This window comes from Muribaculum sp., from assembly GCF_029051885.1.
GTDB lineage: Bacteria > Bacteroidota > Bacteroidia > Bacteroidales > Muribaculaceae > Muribaculum.
Genome location: NZ_JAIDKI010000123.1, coordinates 1 through 18,696 on the forward strand (window position 1 = coordinate 1; position 18,696 = coordinate 18,696).

An 18,696-nucleotide genomic window follows, 5' to 3' on the forward strand; every position below is an offset into this window, starting at 1 on the left:
AAGGAGCCGAATCGGCAGTAATGGAAGTAAGCGCCAGCTCATGTATCGAGTCTGTAGTGGGCAGTGAATCGCCTGTAGTGTCAGTAATCTACACCGACCTTACAGGCCGCCGCGTCATCGAGCCCGCCCCCGGCAGCATCGTAATCCGCACAGCCGTGCATGCCGACGGCTCACGCACCGTCGCCAAGCAGCTCGTGCGCTGACCCGAAGAACTTGTTTAATAAATTACGACCACGGTCATTTGGCTCGATGCCAAGTGACCGTTTTTTTTAGCAGACATTTTGCCGTGATAGTGCATTATCTTATAGCTTGTTTAATATTAGGGCAATCTTTCGATTACGGCCAACAATTATCGCGGTTTCAAAAATTCATAAATGTCGGGATATTTTATTAAATTCGCAGACATAGCAATGCAATAACAGCAGGCATTGATGCTATGCTACTTACGGTCAATCATTAACTCATCTCCTCAATGGAAAAATTCATTCCACAAAAAGGTTATTACCGCCGACTCCGAGTGTTTAGAGTCGCAGAAATAATCTATGACATAACGTACATATTCACACGGCGTTTTCTATCGAAAGGGGACCGTACAATCGACCAGATGGTACAGGCCGCCCGAAGCGGCAAACAGAACATCGCAGAAGGGAGCGCTGCCGGAACTACCTCCAAGGAGACCGAGATAAAGCTGACCAATGTTGCAAAAGCCAGTTTGCAGGAGCTTTTGGTGGATTACGAAGATTATTTACGTGTACGCGAGCTGGAACAGTGGCATAAAGACAGCCGGAAAGCTCTCCAGACGCGCAGATATTGTGCAACACATGCCGACTCGGCGGATTATCGCGAGGCCGTGAAAGTAAGGAGTGACGAGACTGTGGCCAATATCGCTATAATTCTCATACATCAGGCAGATGTGTTGCTGCATAGGCTCATCGAACGACAGAAACGCGATTTCCTCATCAATGGAGGCATCCGCGAGCAGATGACCCGCGGACGCATTGACTATCGCAATTCTCAGAAGAGATAGCTCGGAGTTATCGGAGTGCTCAGAGTGCTCGGAGAACTCAGAGGACTCAGAGCACTCCGAGAACTCCGAGAACTCCGAGGTTTCGCAAAAAAATGAAAAAATTTGGCAAAATATTTGGAGGAATGAAAAAGAGTGCGTACCTTTGCACCGTTCAAAACAGCAAGACTAAGCGTAGACTTGACGAACAAAACAGATGGTGAGATTAGCTCAGTTGGTTAGAGCGTCGGATTGTGGTTCCGAAGGTCGTGGGTTCGACCCCCACACCTCACCCCATCAAAAATGGAAGCCTTTTTGGGCTTCCATTTCTTTTTTTATAGGCTTGCCAAGCCTTGGGATTCCTCTGAAAAAGAGATTAGGGGGGCAATGCAGAGATTACAGGACCTGGATTGCCATGGATGAAGGGGACGCTTGGACCTGGCCCCCATGGACAAAGGGGGCGCTTAGACCGGGATTGCCATGGATGAAGGGGGACGCTTGGACCGGGCCCCCATGGACAAAGGGGGCGCTTAGACCGGGATTGCCATGGACGAGGGGGCGGTAACAGGGTCTTTACTCAGGAGGATAAGGGAGAAGTGGGGTAAAGACTATACATATTCATCACTCATACGGAAGGCAAAGGAGTTGCGGCGCACGAGAACCACTATGCCGAAGATGATGGTGAACACAAAGTTAAGAATGAAGGGGAAATGATTGCTCGTGGTACCGAACATCTGGCGGAACATATCGACGATGAAGGGAGTTACCGTAATGGCGATATAGTTGACGGACAGTACGATGGCAAGGGCCAGGGTGGATTTGTGTCCGTCGGTAACGGTGTAGGTAGCCTTATCGTAGATGATGGGCTGGAACACTCCGTAGCCGAATCCCATCAACAGGGCCGAGAGATATAGCAGACCGTGCTGCCGTGCTATAGCCATGAGCAACAGTCCTGCGGCAATGGATATGGTGGCGGCAATCGACGTACGCTGCTTGAAGAGCTTAATGATATAAGGGAGGCAGAATCCGGGGAGGAACACCGCAAGATAGAAGAGCGCAGTTACCGTGCCGGTGATGTCACTGCTCAGATTATCGGCCTGAATAAGGAAAGGCAGGTAATAGGATATGACAGTCACGGCATAGGTAGTGAAAGCATATACTCCCACGAGCCCTGCTATACGCCCTACGATGAAACCTCCGCGAATCTTTTCGCCGGGCATCGGAGCTTGCGCAACAGAGGTAGCCGGAGTCGAGGCCGCTCCCGGAGGGGGTGTGTTGAGCTTGACCGAGGCCTCCGGATTCTTGTTCCTGACAAAAATCATCAGAGCCAACGGAATAGCCGGGATGAGATAGACCAGGAACGGAGTATGCCAGTTGCCGCGATTGAGCCATCCTACCACAAACGTGGCGAGCACGAGGGCCACATTAGATATACCGCTCTTGATGCCGAGCTGCTGCATACGGTACTTGCCTACGAAAGTATCGGCAATGAGCCCTGCGGCAAGTGGTATCACCAGGCCGCATCCGCATCCCAGCATACAGCTGATGGCGATAAGGGCAATCATCGAGTCGGCCACAAAATAGAGCAGACCGGCCGCCAGATATATGGCCAACCCGATAACTACAATCCTTACCTTGTCTTTCGACTCCGACAGCTTTCCGGAAAACAGTACAAACGGTATAATCAACAGGTTTGGAAGCACTGTAAGCAACTGAATCTCGAGGTCGGAAGCCTTGGGGAATATCCTGTCGAGATTACCGAGCATAGGGCTTACGGCCAGCCCGGGGAGGTTGACCACCAAGGAGATTGACCATATGGCCAGCAACGCCGGCAATGTGATGTATCCCTTCCCTGTGGGTATTCTCTTCATAGCGCTGAATTTTATTTATCGTCGTTTTCCTTGTTGACGGCAGCCTGCACCTGAGCCTCAGTAGGCTGATATCCGGCCGGCCATTTCGACACCTGGTCGGGTGTACGCCCCTCAATCTGCCAGTCGAAGGGGTAGAACGAGGCATTGGCATCACGCCAGGATTTCTTACGTCGGGCATATACAATAAGCGGCACTGCGATAAATACAGCCACTCCTACGATAAGCACGCCAACGTACACAGCCGGGTTGCCGGTCTTAATCTGCGACGGCGGAACGAAGCTGAGCACACCTGCCAAAACGGCTCCTGCAATCCCGACAACCGTCACGAGCCACATACCGAACTTTCCGCCCGGGACGCGGAATCCGCGGCTCTTGTTGGGAGCAGTGTGGCGCAACCTTACGAATGCGGTGTAGATTATCACTACCATGATAAGATAGATGATGGTCGACATCTGACTCAGAATCTGATATGCGGACTCTACCGAGGGGAGAAGTACCAGCACAAGCGACAGCAGAGATACGATGGCAGCCTGCACGTAGAGGATAGTTGTCTGGATACCGTTCTTGTTGGTATGCTGAAGCGAGCGCGGCAGGAATCCGGCCTTGCCCACGGCGAGAAGACCGGTCGACGGGCCGGCAATGACCACACTTACCTGTCCGAGCACGCCGAAGGTGATGAGCACGGCCATTACATTGCCGAGCCATGGAGCACCAATCGACGCCCAAAGATCATTGTAGGCCACCAGAAGGCTCTGGAGCAGATTAATCTTGCTTTCGGGAATCACGACGCCAATGGCGAGGGTGCCGAGAATAAAGATGGCGAGGATAATCAATGTAGCCACAAGCACCGACTTCGGGAAGTCTCTCGAGGGGTTCTTCATGCCCGGAACCTGCACAGCCTGAATTTCCATACCCGCGAAGAACAGGAATATGCTCGCGGCCAATACAATTGTGCTGAAATGAGAGAAATCGGGCCAGAAAGGTTTGTCGACCGGAAGATATACTGTCTTGCCGAGCAAAAGATACACCACACCCATTATTATCAGCACGGCGGCAGGGATGATAGTGCCGCACAAACCACCGAGGGTACTGAGTTTATTGGCATATTTCATTCCTCGGAAGGTATTGAAGGTACATACCCAATACACACCGAGCACAATAATCAGAGTATAGACACGGTTGCCTGCCAGACGGGCATCAAACGCTTCGGGCCAGAAAATATAAGCCAGCGAGACGGCACCGAACATCAGCACCGCCGGAAACCATATCACCACCATCTGCCAGTCGAGATACATGCTCAGCCAGCCCATGCGGGTACCGAACGCTTCGGACACCCAGCGAAACACACCGCCGGAGCGAGTATAGGTGGAAGCAAGCTCGGCACATACCAGCGCGTAGGGGACAAGGAATACCAGTGCGGCGAGCACATAGTAGAAAATCGAGGTGAAACCGAATTCGGCCTGAGAGGCGAGTCCACGCATACTTACTATGGTGGTCACAATCATGATGGCCATCGCCATCATTGAAATCTGCCTGGCTCCGCCTTTTGGATGATTCATGGGAGTGGTCTCATGCGTTCCTGTAGAAGGTGTCGCAGTCCGTGAAACGGATTTATTATTATCGGAAGCCATAACGGTAAAAAAATAAACGATTACGTAAGAGCTTGTTTAATAATATGACTTACTATAAAAGAAAAGGGGGCCGACACCGGTTAAAGCGGTTTCGGCCCCCGGGAATTCAAATTTCATTACAGGGAAAAAGTTCCTTGCCGATACTTCTTATCAACGTGCGGGATATACCACAGGATATGCCTCGGCGAGTTTGGTGCCGACTTTGTAGTGGATACCGGGCTGAGCGGTGAAACTTACGTTGCTTGATGCCTCGAACACCATCACGATATCCGATCCGCCAAACTGGAAGTAAGAAATTTCCTCACCCTTGTGAAGCACCCTGCCCACCTCGGCAGTCATCACAACCGACGATACCTGTGCCATGCCCATAGGCAGAACGGCCACAAGTCCGATAGGGCTGTCGATGACAATAAGGCCACGGCACTGCATGAACTCGTAACCCGGGCTATCGGGAGCGTCGAGGTGACGAATCATCTTTACGTGGTTGCGTCCGTCGGGTACAGCTTCATCCTGATCGGCAACGACCTGGAGATATACAGTGCCCTGGATGAAACGCGACTCAAGCACACGTCCGGCCACAGGGGCATGCTGACGGTGATAGTCGGTAGTATTCAGGAACGCGTGCATCCAGTGGCCGCCTTTGAAGCGGTCCTTGTAGGGACTGTCGGCAAGAAGCTCGTCGAGTTTCCAGCGTATGCCCTTGATGTCGACCTCGGAATTCTCGCTTACCTCCCATTGTCCTCCGAAGGTGGAGTCGGCCGGAGAGGTGATTATACGGCTGTCGTCGATAGCTGCGATGGGGTGTGTGCCCGGTTTGAAATGACGGGCAAAGAACTCGTTGAATGTCTTCCATCCACCGTGAGGCTGGATATAGGAATCCATGTTGTAGGCAGGCGAGTTGTAGTACGACTGCAGGGCCTCGGGAGTAAGCGATTCGGGCTGATCCATCCACTTGCCGAACTCCTGGATGTATCTGCGCATCCAGAGCGACAGAGGAGTAAGCGGTTCGGCCGGGTCGTGCGGCATAACCGCATTCTGGAGGCTCTTCACAGGCTCCTGATCGAGGATGAAGTAGAAGAGACACACATGTTTGTAGACTATCTTGCCCGGCTGGTTTTCAACGGGCACCCATGTCAGCTGGGCGTCGAGCCAGTTGTAGTAGTCTTCCAACGAGTTAAGCTCGTCCATCTCAACAGCATTATAGGACTTGGCTTTGTCAAAAGCCTGCTGGAATTTGTCTTGCCAACCGTTGGCCGCTATCATATCGAGAAGCTCCTGAACGATGGGCTGATGTTTGGTCGTTGCCATTTGCGTTATAATTTATAAGTTTGATAATATAGAATGTCACAGGGTTATATTTCCGTAATCCCGGTTGTCATAATATCTAACATTCTCTATAAATTATAGTTTAAGAGAATGGTTGAATTTAACTTTATGAAATCATTAGAGGTCTTTCCGGCCTGTTTCGAGATTTCATTCAGTCATTATGGAACCCCATAACTCCCTCATCACAAGCGAAAATCTGCTCGACGATTAACCGCCCTGACGGTAACATTTATTATTAAACAAGCTCCAAATCTTAACATAAGTCAAATCCAAACATTCTCTTTAATTTTTATGATTTTAACAGTTTTAAATCAAACAATAACCAAGCATATAAAAATGATTATTGCCAAGCCTCCGCCGTGCATAGCGGGGGCTTGGCAATAATATGCTGTTTAGAAACTTACTCGAAGTCCTGTCAAACCGTCAGGCATCAGGCCTGGTGTACGGGACGGAGAAGATCGTTGACGGTCTTGACGGGGTTGAATGTGGCTACGGGCACCTCGACAAATATAGTGTTCCAGTCACTCATAGCGCCGTTCCAGAGTCCGGGCAGCTCAAGGGCGCGGAGCTCGCGTCCGTTGCGCGACTTGGAGGAGATGAATCCGGTGTCGGGATCGACGTAATCGGGGAGATTGTACTTGGCGTCCTTAACATCCTTTATATAGCATACGAGGTCGACGGGATTGAAGTGTGTGGCCTTGGCTACCATCTCCTTGTATTCGGCGCATGCGGGGTCAATCTGTGTGCTCTCGAGAATCTGAGGCGATGTCGAGCCGTCGGGATTGTAGGTGATGTAGGGGCCGCCGCCGGGCTCACCCTCGTTGCGTACCATGCCGCACACACGCAGAGGACGGTCGAGCTTGGCGCGGATGTAGAGCACGAGGTCGGCGTCTTCGAGATGCTTGAGCTTTTCGTCGCGGATGTTGAGAGTGTCGTGCATGAAGGCAATCATCTCGCGCACGTCGTCGATAGTGTAGGCGCCGCGGTCAATCATGTCGATGTAGCGTACAATGCGGTCGTGAGTCTCGATAAGGCATCCGGCTATCACCTTCTTATACTGGAGGGTGGCTTCGCGCTGCGAGTCGGGCACCACGTTGTCGATATTCTTGATGAACACTACGGCCGAATCAATATCGTTGAGATTCTGGATGAGCGCACCGTGGCCACCGGGACGGAACAGGAGCTTTCCGTCCTCGCGGAACGGGGTGTTGTCGGGATTGGCGGCAACAGTGTCGGTCGATTTCTTCTGCTCGGAGAGCGAAATGTGATACTTTACGCCGAGAGCCTTTTCAAATCCGGGCACGGCGGCAGCAATCTTCTGCTCGAAGAGAGCGCGGTGTTCGGGCGACACGGTGAAGTGGAGGTTGACATTGCCGGCATTGTCGGTGGCTGTCTGTGCGCCTTCCACGAGGTGTTCCTCCAGAGGTGTACGAGCGCCCTGTGCATAAGAGTGGAATTTGAGCAGACCCTTGGGGAGCTGTCCGTAGTTGAGACCCTCCTTGTTGAGCAGAGCGGCTACAATCTCTTTTGTGCGGCCTTCGGCCTTGAGAGCCGCGATGTCCTTGCCATAGAGGCGGGTGCATGCTTCGTCGAGCTCGGGGAAGAAAGCGAAGTCGGCGATGCGGTCGATGAGCTGCTCAACATCGCTGCCGGGCTTGGGTGCGTCGGCCTCTCCGTCGAGATAGGAGAAGAGCGACTTGAACATGCGCGATGCGGCTCCGGAAGCGGGAACGAATTTATATACCTGTCCGCCGTCGGCGAGATACTGCTGCCAGCGGTCTACAGCCTGCTGCTGTGCTGCGTCGTCAAGAGCGAGTATGCCGTTGCCTACGCGGGCCGAGTCGACGATACGGAGATAAGGGAAACCTGTCTCAAAGCGTTTGAGCTGACTTTCGAAGAGTTCAGGAGCGATTCCTTTCTCCTCAAGGGTAGTTTTGTCCTGGGGTGTCATGTTTTGGTAAATAAATTATATATGATGTTAAGGTATTCGGACAAATGTCGGCGGAAGTGTATTCACATCCTGCAACATCAAAGCTACAATTTTTTTTCGACACCTCAATAAATATCGAGATATATTTTGTTTACTTTTGTATAAAAGGTGGTTGACAACCCTAACAGACTGTCAGGAATGAGAAAAAAAAGCAAAATATCAAATCTGATAAACCGCGCAAGCGCCTTCATGCGTCTTGCCTCGATACGCACAAAGGCATTTGTGGCTTACTGCACCACGGGGGTGTGGAGCGACACTCGCCGCAGCTGGCGCATCAACACCATCAAGACTATCAATCTTACGGTAAGGTCGTTTCTCAACACCGACCTGCAGAACCGTGCGTCGGCCCTTACCTACAATACCCTGCTCGCCATAGTGCCCGCACTGGCACTTCTGTTTGCGATAGGACGCGGATTCGGCTTCGAGAATCTGCTTCAGACCCAGCTGTTCCAGGCCCTGCCATCGCAGAAGCATGCCCTTGAGGCCGGTATCGAATTTGTCAGCGGATATATGCAGCAGGCCTCGCAGGGGGTATTCGTCGGTGTGGGCATCGTGGTGTTGCTGTGGACCATGATATCACTGATGAGCAACATCGAGGATACGTTCAACACGGTATGGGGAGTGACCCACGCGCGCTCGTTCGGCCGCAAGGTAATCGACTATACGGCTATAATGTTTCTGCTGCCGATACTCATGATATGCTCGAGCGGAATATCCGTGATGGCAAGCTACGCTCTTGTCGACAATCCGAGGCTCCACTTTATCACTCCTGCGGTGAAAGTAGCGCTCGACGTGGCTCCGTTCGTGCTTACGTGGATGTCGTTCACGGGCATGTATCTTGCATTTCCCAACACCAAGGTGAGGTTTAAGAACGCTTTTCTAAGCGGTATATTCGCGGGCACGGCTTTCCAGATACTCCAGTACCTGTTTCTGTCGGGACAGATATATGTGTCGAAGTACAATGCCATCTACGGTTCGTTCGCATTCCTGCCGTTGCTGCTGATATGGCTCCAGCTGGTATGGACAATCACCCTGGCCGGAGCAGTGCTCTGCTACTCGTCGCAAAACATATTCCAGTTTAACTTCTCCAACGACATATCGACCATCTCGCTCGACTACAAGCGCCAGATTGCAGTGGTGATAATGGCCATAATCGTAAAGCGGTTCGACCTTGGGCTACGACCATTTACGGTGACAGACTTCGCGGCAAACTACCATATGCCTTCGCGCCTGGTGACACAGCTGATTGATGAAATGGTAGCCGCAGATCTGCTGTCGGCTGTGGTGGCGGGTGAGGATATATATGCCTATCAGCCGGCCACCGACCCGAGCAAAGTGACGCTCGGCATGGTGCTCGACAAGCTGAACAGCCAGGGCGCAAACGACTTTATCCCCAACTTCCAGAAAGATTTCTCCGATATAATCCGCGAGATTTCCGACAACACGCGCCAGACCATAGCCATATGCGACAAAATATTGCTCCGCGACATGCCAATCAACGGCCTGGAAACCAAATAATGAGAGATTATTTCCCGGCTGCCTTCACCCAGCGGCCGAGAACCGTGTCGTATCTTTTTACGATGACGGCGGGAGCGCCTGCTACCACGCAATAATCAGGGACATCCCTGTTTACCACCGAATTGGCACCAACTACACTGTTGCGTCCGATACGTACATTGCCGACGATAACAGCATTCTTGCCAATCCAGCATCCGCGCCCTATCTCTACCCTGTCGCCCTTACGGCACCGCACACCCTGGGTATAGATATGTGAATCGATATCCTCATATTGATGATTATGGTCGGCGATATATACATTAGGAGCGGTCAGCACGCCGTCGCCGATTTCCACACGGTTTACGGCCGATATCACCGAATGGTTGCCAATCTCACAATCGGAGCCAAGCACTACCTCGGCTCCCTCCGACAGATAAACATGGGTGGAAGGACGCAAACATGTATGGTCGCCACACTGTATTTTCCCCCGGTTTATAATTTTACAGTCTTTTCCGACATACAGCCCACGACCGGCATGTATGTTGTAGCGTCTCGAATAATAGAAGCCCAGAAGCTGCTTTATAATCTGCTTTATACCCATACGAAAGGCATTTAGTCAAACACGCCCTCGATTGACTCGCCGGTCTCCTCCTGCTCGTCGGCAAACTCTCCGTAATACTCCTTCTCACAGAGGTTGATATTGGCCGGGAAAGTAAACCTGGCATCCTGCTTGTAGGGGAGAGTCGGGTCGGCATATACTTTCTGCATGAACTTTCCGTAGATGGGCAACGCCATTGAGGCACCCTGCCCCATGGCCATGCCGTTGAAGTGGATGTAGCGCTCCTCGCCCCCTACCCATGTGCCCGACACGAGCTGCGGTGTGAATCCCATGAACCAGCCGTCGCTGTTGGAGTTGGTGGTACCGGTCTTGCCACCCATCTGTGCGGTAAGGTTGTAGGGGGGACGGCGCAGGCGGTTGCCTGTACCACCGTCGACAACGTTGAGCAATATGGAGAGTATCTTGTAATACGCCTCGGTCGATATGACTTCGGTATGGCGCGGTGTAAACTCGCTTATGATATTGCCGTTGTTGTCGGCTATAGCGGTGACAAACACGGGGTCGACACGCATACCCTTGTTGGCGAATGCGGAATATGCGGTGACCATCTCCTTGACAGAGACGTCACACGGGCCGAGACACAGTGCGATTACCGGGTCGAGCTTGTTGGTGATGCCGAAGTTGTGCATGTTGCGCGCGAGCGTGGCCGGCGACAGCTGTGCCATCAGTCGGGCTGAAATCCAGTTGTTGGAGTTGGTGAGAGCCCATCGGAGATCGACCATCTCGCCTACGCGTGCGCTGCCGGCATTGCGCGGCGACCACGGACGTCCTACCTCATCGTAAATCGTGGGCTGCTCGTTGAGCAGCTGGTCGCAGGGGGTGAATCCTTCCTCCATGGCATAGGTGTAGAGGAACGGCTTGATGGTAGAGCCGATCTGGCGACGTCCGGTCGACACCATATCATACTGGAAAGCCGAGAAGTTGGGGCCGCCCACATAGGCCTTGACATGTCCGGTCACCGGCTCCATCGACATGAATCCGGCTCGGAGGAAATGCTTTGTGTAGAACAGCGAGTCGATGGGCGACATCAGGGTGTCAATCATGCCATTGTAGCTGAACACCTTCATATCCTGCTTGGTGGCGAACGCCTCCTTGATTTCGGCCTCCGATGCTCCGGCCTTCTTCATCTGGTAGTAGCGGTCGGTCTGCTTTACGGCCTTGTCGATAAGGGCGGCGAGCTGTGCCGACGACAGTTCCTCGCGGTTGGTGGTATAGGGCGCACCCTTCACACCCTTTTTCTCGCGGAAGAAACTGGGCTGGAGTGTCTTGCCGAGATGCTCGGTTACGGCCTCCTCGGCATAGCGCTGCATGCGAGAGTCGATGGTGGTGTAAATCTTCAGGCCATCGGTGTAGATGTCGTATCTTGTGCCGTCGGGCTTGGGATTCTTCTCAATCCATCCGTAGAGGGGGTTGGTTTCCCAGGCGATGGAGTCGTCGATAAACTTCTGCTTCTCCCAGCCTCGGTAGTCGGAGCGTACGGGATGCTTGGCGCGCAACATACGGCGCAGTTCCTCGCGGAAATATGGCGCCGGGCCCTCCTTGTGGTCGACACGGTGGAAGTTGAGCACAAGCGGGAGGGCCTTCAGCGAATCAAGCTCGGCCTTGGAAATCATATCCTCCTTATACATCTGCTCAAGCACCACGTTGCGGCGGTCGCGTGTGCGCTCCGGCTTGCGCACCGGATTGTAGTAGGAGGGGTTCTTTACCATTCCTACCAAAGTCGCCGCCTCCTGGATATTGAGGTCCTTGGGGTCTTTGCCGAAATATACGAATGCAGCCGACTTGATGCCCACGGCGTTGTAAAGGAAGTCGAACTGATTGAGATACATCTTTATAATCTCATCCTTGGAATAGAAACGCTCGAGCTTTACGGCAATCATCCACTCGATAGGCTTCTGAAGGGCGCGCTGCATCAGCCCGTCGCTCGAAGGGGAATAGAGCAGTTTGGCAAGCTGCTGGGTGATGGTAGAGCCGCCGCCGGCATTTTTCTGCCCCATGATTACGGTCTTGACGGCCACACGTCCGAGCGCGCGCACGTCGATGCCCGAATGGTCCTCAAACCTCGAATCCTCGGTGGCGATAAGAGCGTCGATTACGTTCTGGGATATATCGTCGATGTCGACATACACGCGGTTGCCCGTGCCGTTGAAGTAGCGCCCCAGCTCCTCTCCGTCGGCTGAATATACAATAGAGGCGAAACGGTCCTTGGGGTTTTTCAACTCCTCGACCGGAGGCATATATCCGATTACTCCGTTATATACAAGATACAGGAAGATAGTGACTCCGGCCAGACACAGGCCGAACAGAATCCACATAGCCGTAATAATCCTGCGGGAGTTCTCCTTTATGAATTTCATTGCTTGATAGTTCGTTGGGTTAGAATCGCCGACCCGGCGGGCGGTTGTGATTCGCAAAGTTAATAAATTTCCACCTCCCGAGCGTAGGCATGGCGGTTAAAATTCTTCAAAGGGGGGCGGCATGGCTATTATCGGCTTGTCAGTGACGCATGATTTGCTATATTTGCAGAAAATAGAAAAATTTAAACAAGAGATGAGATTTAACGGTTTTACTTATGCAACAGCTTTGGCGTTGCTGATTACAAGTATGAGCGCATGTGGCAATTCTACAGCAAATAGCGGCCCGACTCCGTCGGCAACATACGAAGCCGTCAATCCGGCAATCGAAAACATAATGACACGGACAAGCATCCGCCAGTATCAGCCCGACCGCAGCATCAGCCGCGACACGGTCGATATCCTGCTGCGCGCAGCCATGTCGGCTCCGACCGCAGTCAACAAGCAGCCCTGGGCATTCGTGGTAATTGACAGCCGCGAGTCGCTCGACTCCCTGGCAGATGTGCTCCCCTATGCCAAGATGCTGCGTCAGGCTCCGCTTGCCATAGTCACCTGCGGCGACCTGGGCAAAGCGCTCGAAGGGGAAGCCCGCGAATTCTGGATACAGGACGTGTCGGCCGCTACTGAAAATCTGCTCCTGGCCGCCCATGCTCTCGGACTGGGAGCCGTATGGACAGGCGTATATCCGTCGGCCGAGCGCACAAAGGCTGTGCAGGAGCGTCTCGGCATGCCGGCCAATATCATCCCGCTGGCAGTGGTGCCTGTCGGTTATCCGGCCCACGAGGGGGAACCCAAAGACAAGTACAAAGCCGACAACATACACTTCGGCCGCTGGTAACGACTCTATATAGTATATATATTATACGTGTACATCCCCACTGACGCGATTCGCGTCAGTGGAGATGTACACGCTATTTTATCGGCAATTGCAAAAATAGAGCACACGAAAGTTTTCGCCGAATAAGTGGGTAATTACGTGGATAATGAGTAATTTTGTAACTCAAAATCACAACAAAACAAATTTAAATCGATGAATTTCGTAGAAGAACTGAGATGGCGCGGCATGCTCCACGACATGATGCCGGGCACCGAAGAACTGCTAAATAAAGAACAGGTCACAGCCTACATCGGCTTTGACCCCACTGCCGACTCGCTGCATATCGGCCACCTGTGCAGTGTGATGATACTCCGCCACTTCCAGCGCTGCGGCCACAAGCCTATGGCCCTTATCGGTGGCGCCACCGGCATGATTGGCGACCCCTCGGGCAAATCGGCCGAACGCAACCTCCTTACCGAAGATACACTCAACCACAATATCGAAGGCATGAAGGCCCAGCTGTCGAAATTCCTCGACTTCGACAGCGACGCTCCCAACGCCGCAGAGCTTGTCAACAACTACGACTGGATGAAGAACTGGACATTCCTCGACTTCGCCCGCGAAATCGGCAAGCACATCACCGTCAACTACATGATGGCCAAGGACTCGGTGAAGAAGCGTCTCAACGGCGAGGCTCGCGACGGACTGTCGTTTACCGAATTCACCTATCAGCTGCTTCAGGGCTACGACTTCCTCTACCTCAACCAGAACAAGAACTGCAAGCTGCAGATGGGCGGTTCCGACCAGTGGGGCAACATCACCACCGGCACCGAGCTCATACGCCGCACCAACGGCGGAGAGGCATACGCCCTGACATGTCCGCTCATCACCAAGGCCGACGGCGGCAAATTCGGAAAGACCGAGAGCGGCAACGTATGGCTCGACCCGCGCTACACATCACCCTACAAGTTCTACCAGTTCTGGCTCAATGTAAGCGACGCCGACGCCGAGCGCTACATAAAGATATTCACCGAACTCACCCGCGAAGAGGTAGAGCAACTCGTCAAGGAGCAGGCTGCCGACCCCGGACTTCGCCCCATCCAGAAGCGCCTTGCCAAAGAAATCACAACTATGGTACACAGCGCCGAAGCCTATGAGGCCGCCGTGGAGGCATCGTCGATACTCTTCAGCAAGGATGCCGCCGAAAAGCTCCACCGCATCGACGAGGCCACTCTGCTCGATGTATTCGAGGGCGTCGACACATTCAAGGTAGCCAAGAGCGACATCGAGAGCGGTGAGACAAAACTCATCGACCTCCTTACCGAGAAAGCCGCCGTGTTCCCCAGCAAGGGAGAACTGCGCAAACTTGCCCAGGGCAACGGTCTATCAATCAACAAGGAGAAAGTAACCGACATCAACCTCCCCGCCACCGCCGACATGCTCCTCGCCGGCAAGTACATCCTCGTACAGAAAGGCAAAAAGCAGTATTTCCTCCTTATAGCCGAGTAACAGGAATATCACGACATATCATCCCCCCAAAAAAGCAATCCGGAATGCCATTTTACAGGCATCCCGGATTGCTTTTTGCAGTTTTCTTAAATCTAAAAAATCATTTATTATTGAACTTATTTCTTAGAGAAATCGGGGTTTCTAAGATTAGTAGCTACAACGTTTCCTGATCTATCAATTTTGCTGTACTCACGATGGTAACCCCAATTGTTACGGTTGCGCTTTGAGATTCCTCCGACGATAGCAAAACCTTCTTCATCAAATGGCCGGGCATACACATATTGCTGGGGAATTACCACCTCACCCATTTCATTAATATACCCTTGTTTGAATCGGTTGCTTTCACAGTTGCCGAATATACCGAACTCGTTGCCAAGCTCATACCACTTGACATATACAGCATTGCGCGGTTGGTGCATACAGTTGGTTCTTGAAAGAGGTATTCCGTAACCATTGGTCGAGTATGTGGCCAGTCCATTGTGGAAATCGCCAATGAAAGTGAATTTACCCAAAGGCACAAGTTCATTGCCATTGGCATCAATCATCGCATAGCCGTCGGCCAATACACGAAAGTTTCTCTGTTTCATATACTTTAGTACAACCGACCCGTTAGCAAGCACCTGGTCTATTTCGCAGCCGGGATATGCCTTACCCAGTTGATTGCCGGTTGTCAAATCGACAAGCACCAGACTTTTGGCCGAATCTTCAGCCCATATTGTGCGTGGAGAAACAGTCTTGTAGATTTCAGGCGACTGAAATGCAAACGGGATAACGTCAAGTTTCCTGTCAATGCCGACATATTTATTATCTACGGTTTTGGCAATCCAAAACTCGTCGGAGTAATAATCTATTTCTTTCATTTCGGCGGTTACAGGCTCGTATTCCTGATTGACGATAACATAGCGCAGAAGGTTGTTGGTGCCGTTATAGCTTGCGATTGCATAACCGTCTTTGAATTCACCCACTGAATTATACTCCTCCATGCGTGATTTTCCTTTGCCACCACAAGATGTGAATATTATCCCCAAAAGGGTGAGCATAAAGAGAAAAACATAAGAGTTCCTCATGGTCATCAGCCTATAAACTTATTCTCCCGTCTTCTGATCTCCTGGCTGCAAGGCCTATCGGTTGTAGCCAGATTTCAGAGGCCTGTTTATAAATATCTCTGTAATGCCTACTATCTGTCCGGAAATACCATTCAGCATTTACTATATCGATAATAGTTCCCGCCTTCGCAATAATTACGCCATTCTCAACACTGACGGGGATAACGCTCACAAATGCCAGGGGGCTGTATGTAAATGAGTCATGAACGTTTTCTTCCTCTACTTTCGGAGATGCGAGGTCAACCCTGGCCAAAGCTCCGTTTTTCAGCTTTTCGGCATGATATTCACCACTAACATCCAGTTCAATATCCTTTTCGATTTTAAATTTGCCATTCAACCGAAATCTTGGCTGCGTGCCATTCTCAACCAATGTAAGCCTCAGCGGTTCGATTTCAGAGATTTCGTCATTTGCAACAGATATTGTAGTGCCATCAAGTTTAGAAGCCTCGGCTTCGATTGCAGCTTTCAAATCTTCCTTAGTCGTAGAACTATTGGATAGAAACTTACGTTTTTCCGACACCGACTTTTTATCCAATTCTTCCCAATCGACATCTCCTGTCGAAAAAGACACATAGTCGTCGATGGCATCCGCAATACCGGAGATAGGCGACCGATTGTGACTGCATGATGCAAGTATCATCACCGCAAGCACTGAGTAGATAACTGACAATTTCTTCATAATTAATTGATTGTGCCTCGGTCATCCCCTCGTTGGCGTGTGCTGTTGTACGAAAAAAGCGTAGGAATCTGTATCTGTTGCCGTCCTACGTTTCGAGGCTTCTCGCATTGCCTTACCTATGTCGGACGGCAACGCAGAAGCCCACGCCTGTATATGCAACCTATGCGTCCGGCTATATTTCTTCCCGAAATATCATGCCGAAAGCAAGATAAATTACATATCCACGGGCATCTACCGTTGCTCAACCCTTGACATAGGTGGGAAATTTTGCGAGAATTTCGAAACGTCAAGAATCAGCGCGGATAAACGCTTTCTTATGTATGTGTTATATACATCCCGCTCCGCTTAACCCCCTGACAGGGGAGTGGTTCGGAGAACCTCACCCTAACGGCGTGGTCAGCGAGGCGATCTGCACTCACAAAGTTAGCACTAATTCTTGAAATTATAAACCGAATCTGCTGAAAAACATTAAGAGATTGCCTAATGCATTCACCCTACCACCACGCGAAGAGAATATCACGACATATCACCCACAAAAAATCAATCCGGAATGCCTGTAAAATGGCATCCCGGATTGCGTTTTAGATATTTTTACATATCTTTGCGGTGTTATAATACTATTTCTCTTCAAAAGCAACACAGTTTAACATATTTATTATAATCGTATGAAAGTATTCTACTCATTACTTGCCGCGGCCATGACAGCCGCATGCGCACAGTGCGCGATGGCACAGACTGTGACATCGGTAAAAATCGGCATTAAATCCAACAGCGGAGCCATAGGCAATCCTGTGACCGAAGGAAAGCTCGCCGTAGGTGGCACACGCACATACGCCGCTATTGTCGAGCCGGCGGAAGCCGCAAGTCTGCCTGTGACATGGAGCGTCTCCCACCCCGAATATGCCGTGTTTGACGCATCTACAGCAGGCAAAATACGCGGAATCGGCGCCGGAACCACCATCCTCACAGCCGAAGTAGGTGGTGTAAAAGCCGACTACACACTCACCGTGGCCCAGAAAGCGGCCAAGGTAGGCGACTATTATTTCTCCAACGACAGCTGGGAAGCAAGCGGTATCGTCGACGGAAAGACATGTATCGGCGTGGTTTTCTATGTCGACCCGTCGGATGAAAGCGGCATGACCGGCAAGATTGTGTCGCTCGACGAAGCCAAGCAGCTTCAGTGGTCGCTCGCGTCGGCCGATCAGCCGGGAGCCGTATCCGAAACCGACGGCATGGCCAATCTCGCCGCCATACGCAGCGTGAGCGGATGGGAAAACACGTTTGCTGCCGAGGCATGGTGTGCGTCGAAGACCGACGGCAATCTACAGTGGTACCTCCCCGCCATCGGCGAGTTGCGCCAGCTCTTCGCCGCTTCGTGCGGCCTGACATGGGTTGCCTCGGGAGCAGCCGAGGGCACCACACAGATTAACGACTGGACGGAAGTGAATGTCACCATGCGTCCTGCCGACCCTGCCGACAACACTGCCGACAAGACCAACCCCTACCCCGACAAGCGAGAGGCTTTCAACAAGAAGTTCACCAACATCGGCGCTACTCCGCTCAATGAGTCGGGCACATTGCGCTACTGGTCGTCGACACAATATGCCGAGGACTTTGCAATGCAGCTGTCGTTTGAAGGCGGATACCCCATGTCGTATCCCCGCCAGTACGTTTTCGACCAGACACGTGCGATAGCCCGCTTCCCCCTCGACAACGAAGGAACAACAGGCATCGACACTCCGGCCGCAGCCGATGACACCGCGGCACGTGTGGCCATATATCCCAATCCCGCCGTGAGCACCGCCACAGTTGAGGCCCGCACGGAAATCACCTCCGTACAGGTGTATTCGTTCATCGGCTCGCTGACAGCCGCCAGAGCTGCCACCTACGGCAACACAGCCACCATCGACGTCGAGCCTCTTGCCCCGGGCACATATATCGTGGCCGTGACTACTGCCGACGGAAGCCGCAGCTCGGCCAAGCTAATCAAGCGCTGAGCCATCCAAAAAAATGCGGGACGTCCCACAACACACAAGGAGACTGTGCCTCGGGCACAGCCTCCTTGTCATTTTTTTTGAATGCAGCAGGAATATCAGCTACGCATCCAGTTGGAGCCACAGTCGCCGGAGCAACCGCACTCATCCTCGCAGATGATAAATTCAACATCAGCAGTAACGGCTGAATTGTATTTTTCTGCAAGAGCCTCAAGATTAGAAAGTTTAAGAGCTTGTTTAATAATAAATGTTGCCGCCAGGGTCGTATAGCTTGAGACGATTTTCGACATGTGACGAAGG

The 18,696-nt window shown here is 52.0% G+C and carries 15 protein-coding genes and 1 tRNA gene; 7 read left to right on the forward strand and 9 right to left on the reverse strand.

What is annotated here, in order from left to right; all coding sequences use genetic code 11:
* The 3 genes from K2I50_RS05340 to K2I50_RS05350 all read left to right on the forward strand — a co-directional run.
* The coding region (locus tag K2I50_RS05340; protein ID WP_301025181.1) for a hypothetical protein at window positions 1-203 on the forward strand (203 nt) is incomplete at its 5' end.
* Window positions 204-472: 269 nt separating this feature from the next.
* The gene (locus tag K2I50_RS05345; protein ID WP_301025182.1) at window positions 473-1,027 is read left to right on the forward strand and encodes a four helix bundle suffix domain-containing protein; all 555 of its coding nucleotides are present in this window, start codon (window positions 473-475) and stop codon (window positions 1,025-1,027) included.
* Window positions 1,028-1,223: 196 nt separating this feature from the next.
* Window positions 1,224-1,300, forward strand: a tRNA-His gene (locus tag K2I50_RS05350).
* 311 nt (window positions 1,301-1,611) lie between these two features.
* Here the strand turns inward: K2I50_RS05350 and K2I50_RS05355 are convergent.
* The 4 genes from K2I50_RS05355 to K2I50_RS05370 all read right to left on the reverse strand — a co-directional run bounded on the left by K2I50_RS05355 (window position 1,612) and on the right by K2I50_RS05370 (window position 7,782).
* Complete coding sequence (locus tag K2I50_RS05355; RefSeq protein WP_301025183.1) at window positions 1,612-2,874, reverse strand: MFS transporter; 1,263 nt, start codon at window positions 2,872-2,874, stop codon at window positions 1,612-1,614.
* Between the two features lie 11 nt (window positions 2,875-2,885).
* A complete protein-coding gene (locus K2I50_RS05360) occupies window positions 2,886-4,433 on the reverse strand; it encodes an amino acid permease (RefSeq protein ID WP_289743596.1) in 1,548 nt (515 codons plus the stop codon).
* Window positions 4,434-4,655: 222 nt separating this feature from the next.
* Window positions 4,656-5,813, reverse strand: coding sequence for a phosphatidylserine decarboxylase (locus K2I50_RS05365; protein WP_123478249.1), 1,158 nt, complete (start codon window positions 5,811-5,813; stop codon window positions 4,656-4,658).
* 448 nt (window positions 5,814-6,261) lie between these two features.
* Window positions 6,262-7,782 carry a DUF4301 family protein gene (locus K2I50_RS05370; RefSeq protein WP_301025184.1) on the reverse strand — a complete coding sequence of 507 codons (1,521 nt, stop codon included), beginning with the start codon at window positions 7,780-7,782 and terminating at the stop codon, window positions 6,262-6,264.
* Window positions 7,783-7,959: 177 nt separating this feature from the next.
* On the opposite strand from K2I50_RS05370, the gene K2I50_RS05375 reads away from it, so the two are divergent.
* A complete protein-coding gene (locus K2I50_RS05375) occupies window positions 7,960-9,339 on the forward strand; it encodes a YihY/virulence factor BrkB family protein (RefSeq protein WP_301025185.1) in 1,380 nt (459 codons plus the stop codon).
* Window positions 9,340-9,346: 7 nt separating this feature from the next.
* Here K2I50_RS05375 and K2I50_RS05380 read toward each other — a convergent pair whose 3' ends face one another.
* Together K2I50_RS05380 and K2I50_RS05385 are read right to left on the reverse strand one after the other, a co-directional pair.
* Window positions 9,347-9,919 carry an acyltransferase gene (locus K2I50_RS05380; RefSeq protein WP_301025186.1) on the reverse strand — a complete coding sequence of 191 codons (573 nt, stop codon included), beginning with the start codon at window positions 9,917-9,919 and terminating at the stop codon, window positions 9,347-9,349.
* Between the two features lie 11 nt (window positions 9,920-9,930).
* Window positions 9,931-12,294, reverse strand: coding sequence for a transglycosylase domain-containing protein (locus K2I50_RS05385; RefSeq protein WP_301025187.1), 2,364 nt, complete (start codon window positions 12,292-12,294; stop codon window positions 9,931-9,933).
* A 247-nt stretch (window positions 12,295-12,541) separates the two neighbouring features.
* On the opposite strand from K2I50_RS05385, the gene K2I50_RS05390 reads away from it, so the two are divergent.
* Together K2I50_RS05390 and tyrS are read left to right on the forward strand one after the other, a co-directional pair.
* The gene (locus tag K2I50_RS05390) at window positions 12,542-13,129 is read left to right on the forward strand and encodes a nitroreductase family protein (protein WP_526022954.1); all 588 of its coding nucleotides are present in this window, start codon (window positions 12,542-12,544) and stop codon (window positions 13,127-13,129) included.
* 192 nt (window positions 13,130-13,321) lie between these two features.
* A complete protein-coding gene (gene tyrS / locus K2I50_RS05395; protein ID WP_301025188.1) occupies window positions 13,322-14,617 on the forward strand; it encodes a tyrosine--tRNA ligase in 1,296 nt (431 codons plus the stop codon).
* Between the two features lie 116 nt (window positions 14,618-14,733).
* On the opposite strand, the gene K2I50_RS05400 is transcribed toward tyrS, so the two are convergent.
* Together K2I50_RS05400 and K2I50_RS05405 are read right to left on the reverse strand one after the other, a co-directional pair.
* Window positions 14,734-15,657: a WG repeat-containing protein gene (locus K2I50_RS05400; protein WP_301025189.1), complete on the reverse strand. Its 924-nt coding sequence runs from the start codon at window positions 15,655-15,657 to the stop codon at window positions 14,734-14,736.
* A 37-nt stretch (window positions 15,658-15,694) separates the two neighbouring features.
* A complete protein-coding gene (locus K2I50_RS05405; protein WP_301025190.1) occupies window positions 15,695-16,402 on the reverse strand; it encodes a hypothetical protein in 708 nt (235 codons plus the stop codon).
* A gap of 665 nt (window positions 16,403-17,067) precedes the next feature.
* Between K2I50_RS05405 and K2I50_RS05410 the strand changes: the two genes are divergently transcribed.
* Window positions 17,068-18,399: a T9SS type A sorting domain-containing protein gene (locus K2I50_RS05410; protein ID WP_301025191.1), complete on the forward strand. Its 1,332-nt coding sequence runs from the start codon at window positions 17,068-17,070 to the stop codon at window positions 18,397-18,399.
* A gap of 95 nt (window positions 18,400-18,494) precedes the next feature.
* Here the strand turns inward: K2I50_RS05410 and K2I50_RS05415 are convergent.
* A partial coding sequence (locus tag K2I50_RS05415; protein WP_301025192.1) for a hypothetical protein occupies window positions 18,495-18,696 on the reverse strand: 202 nt, incomplete at its 5' end.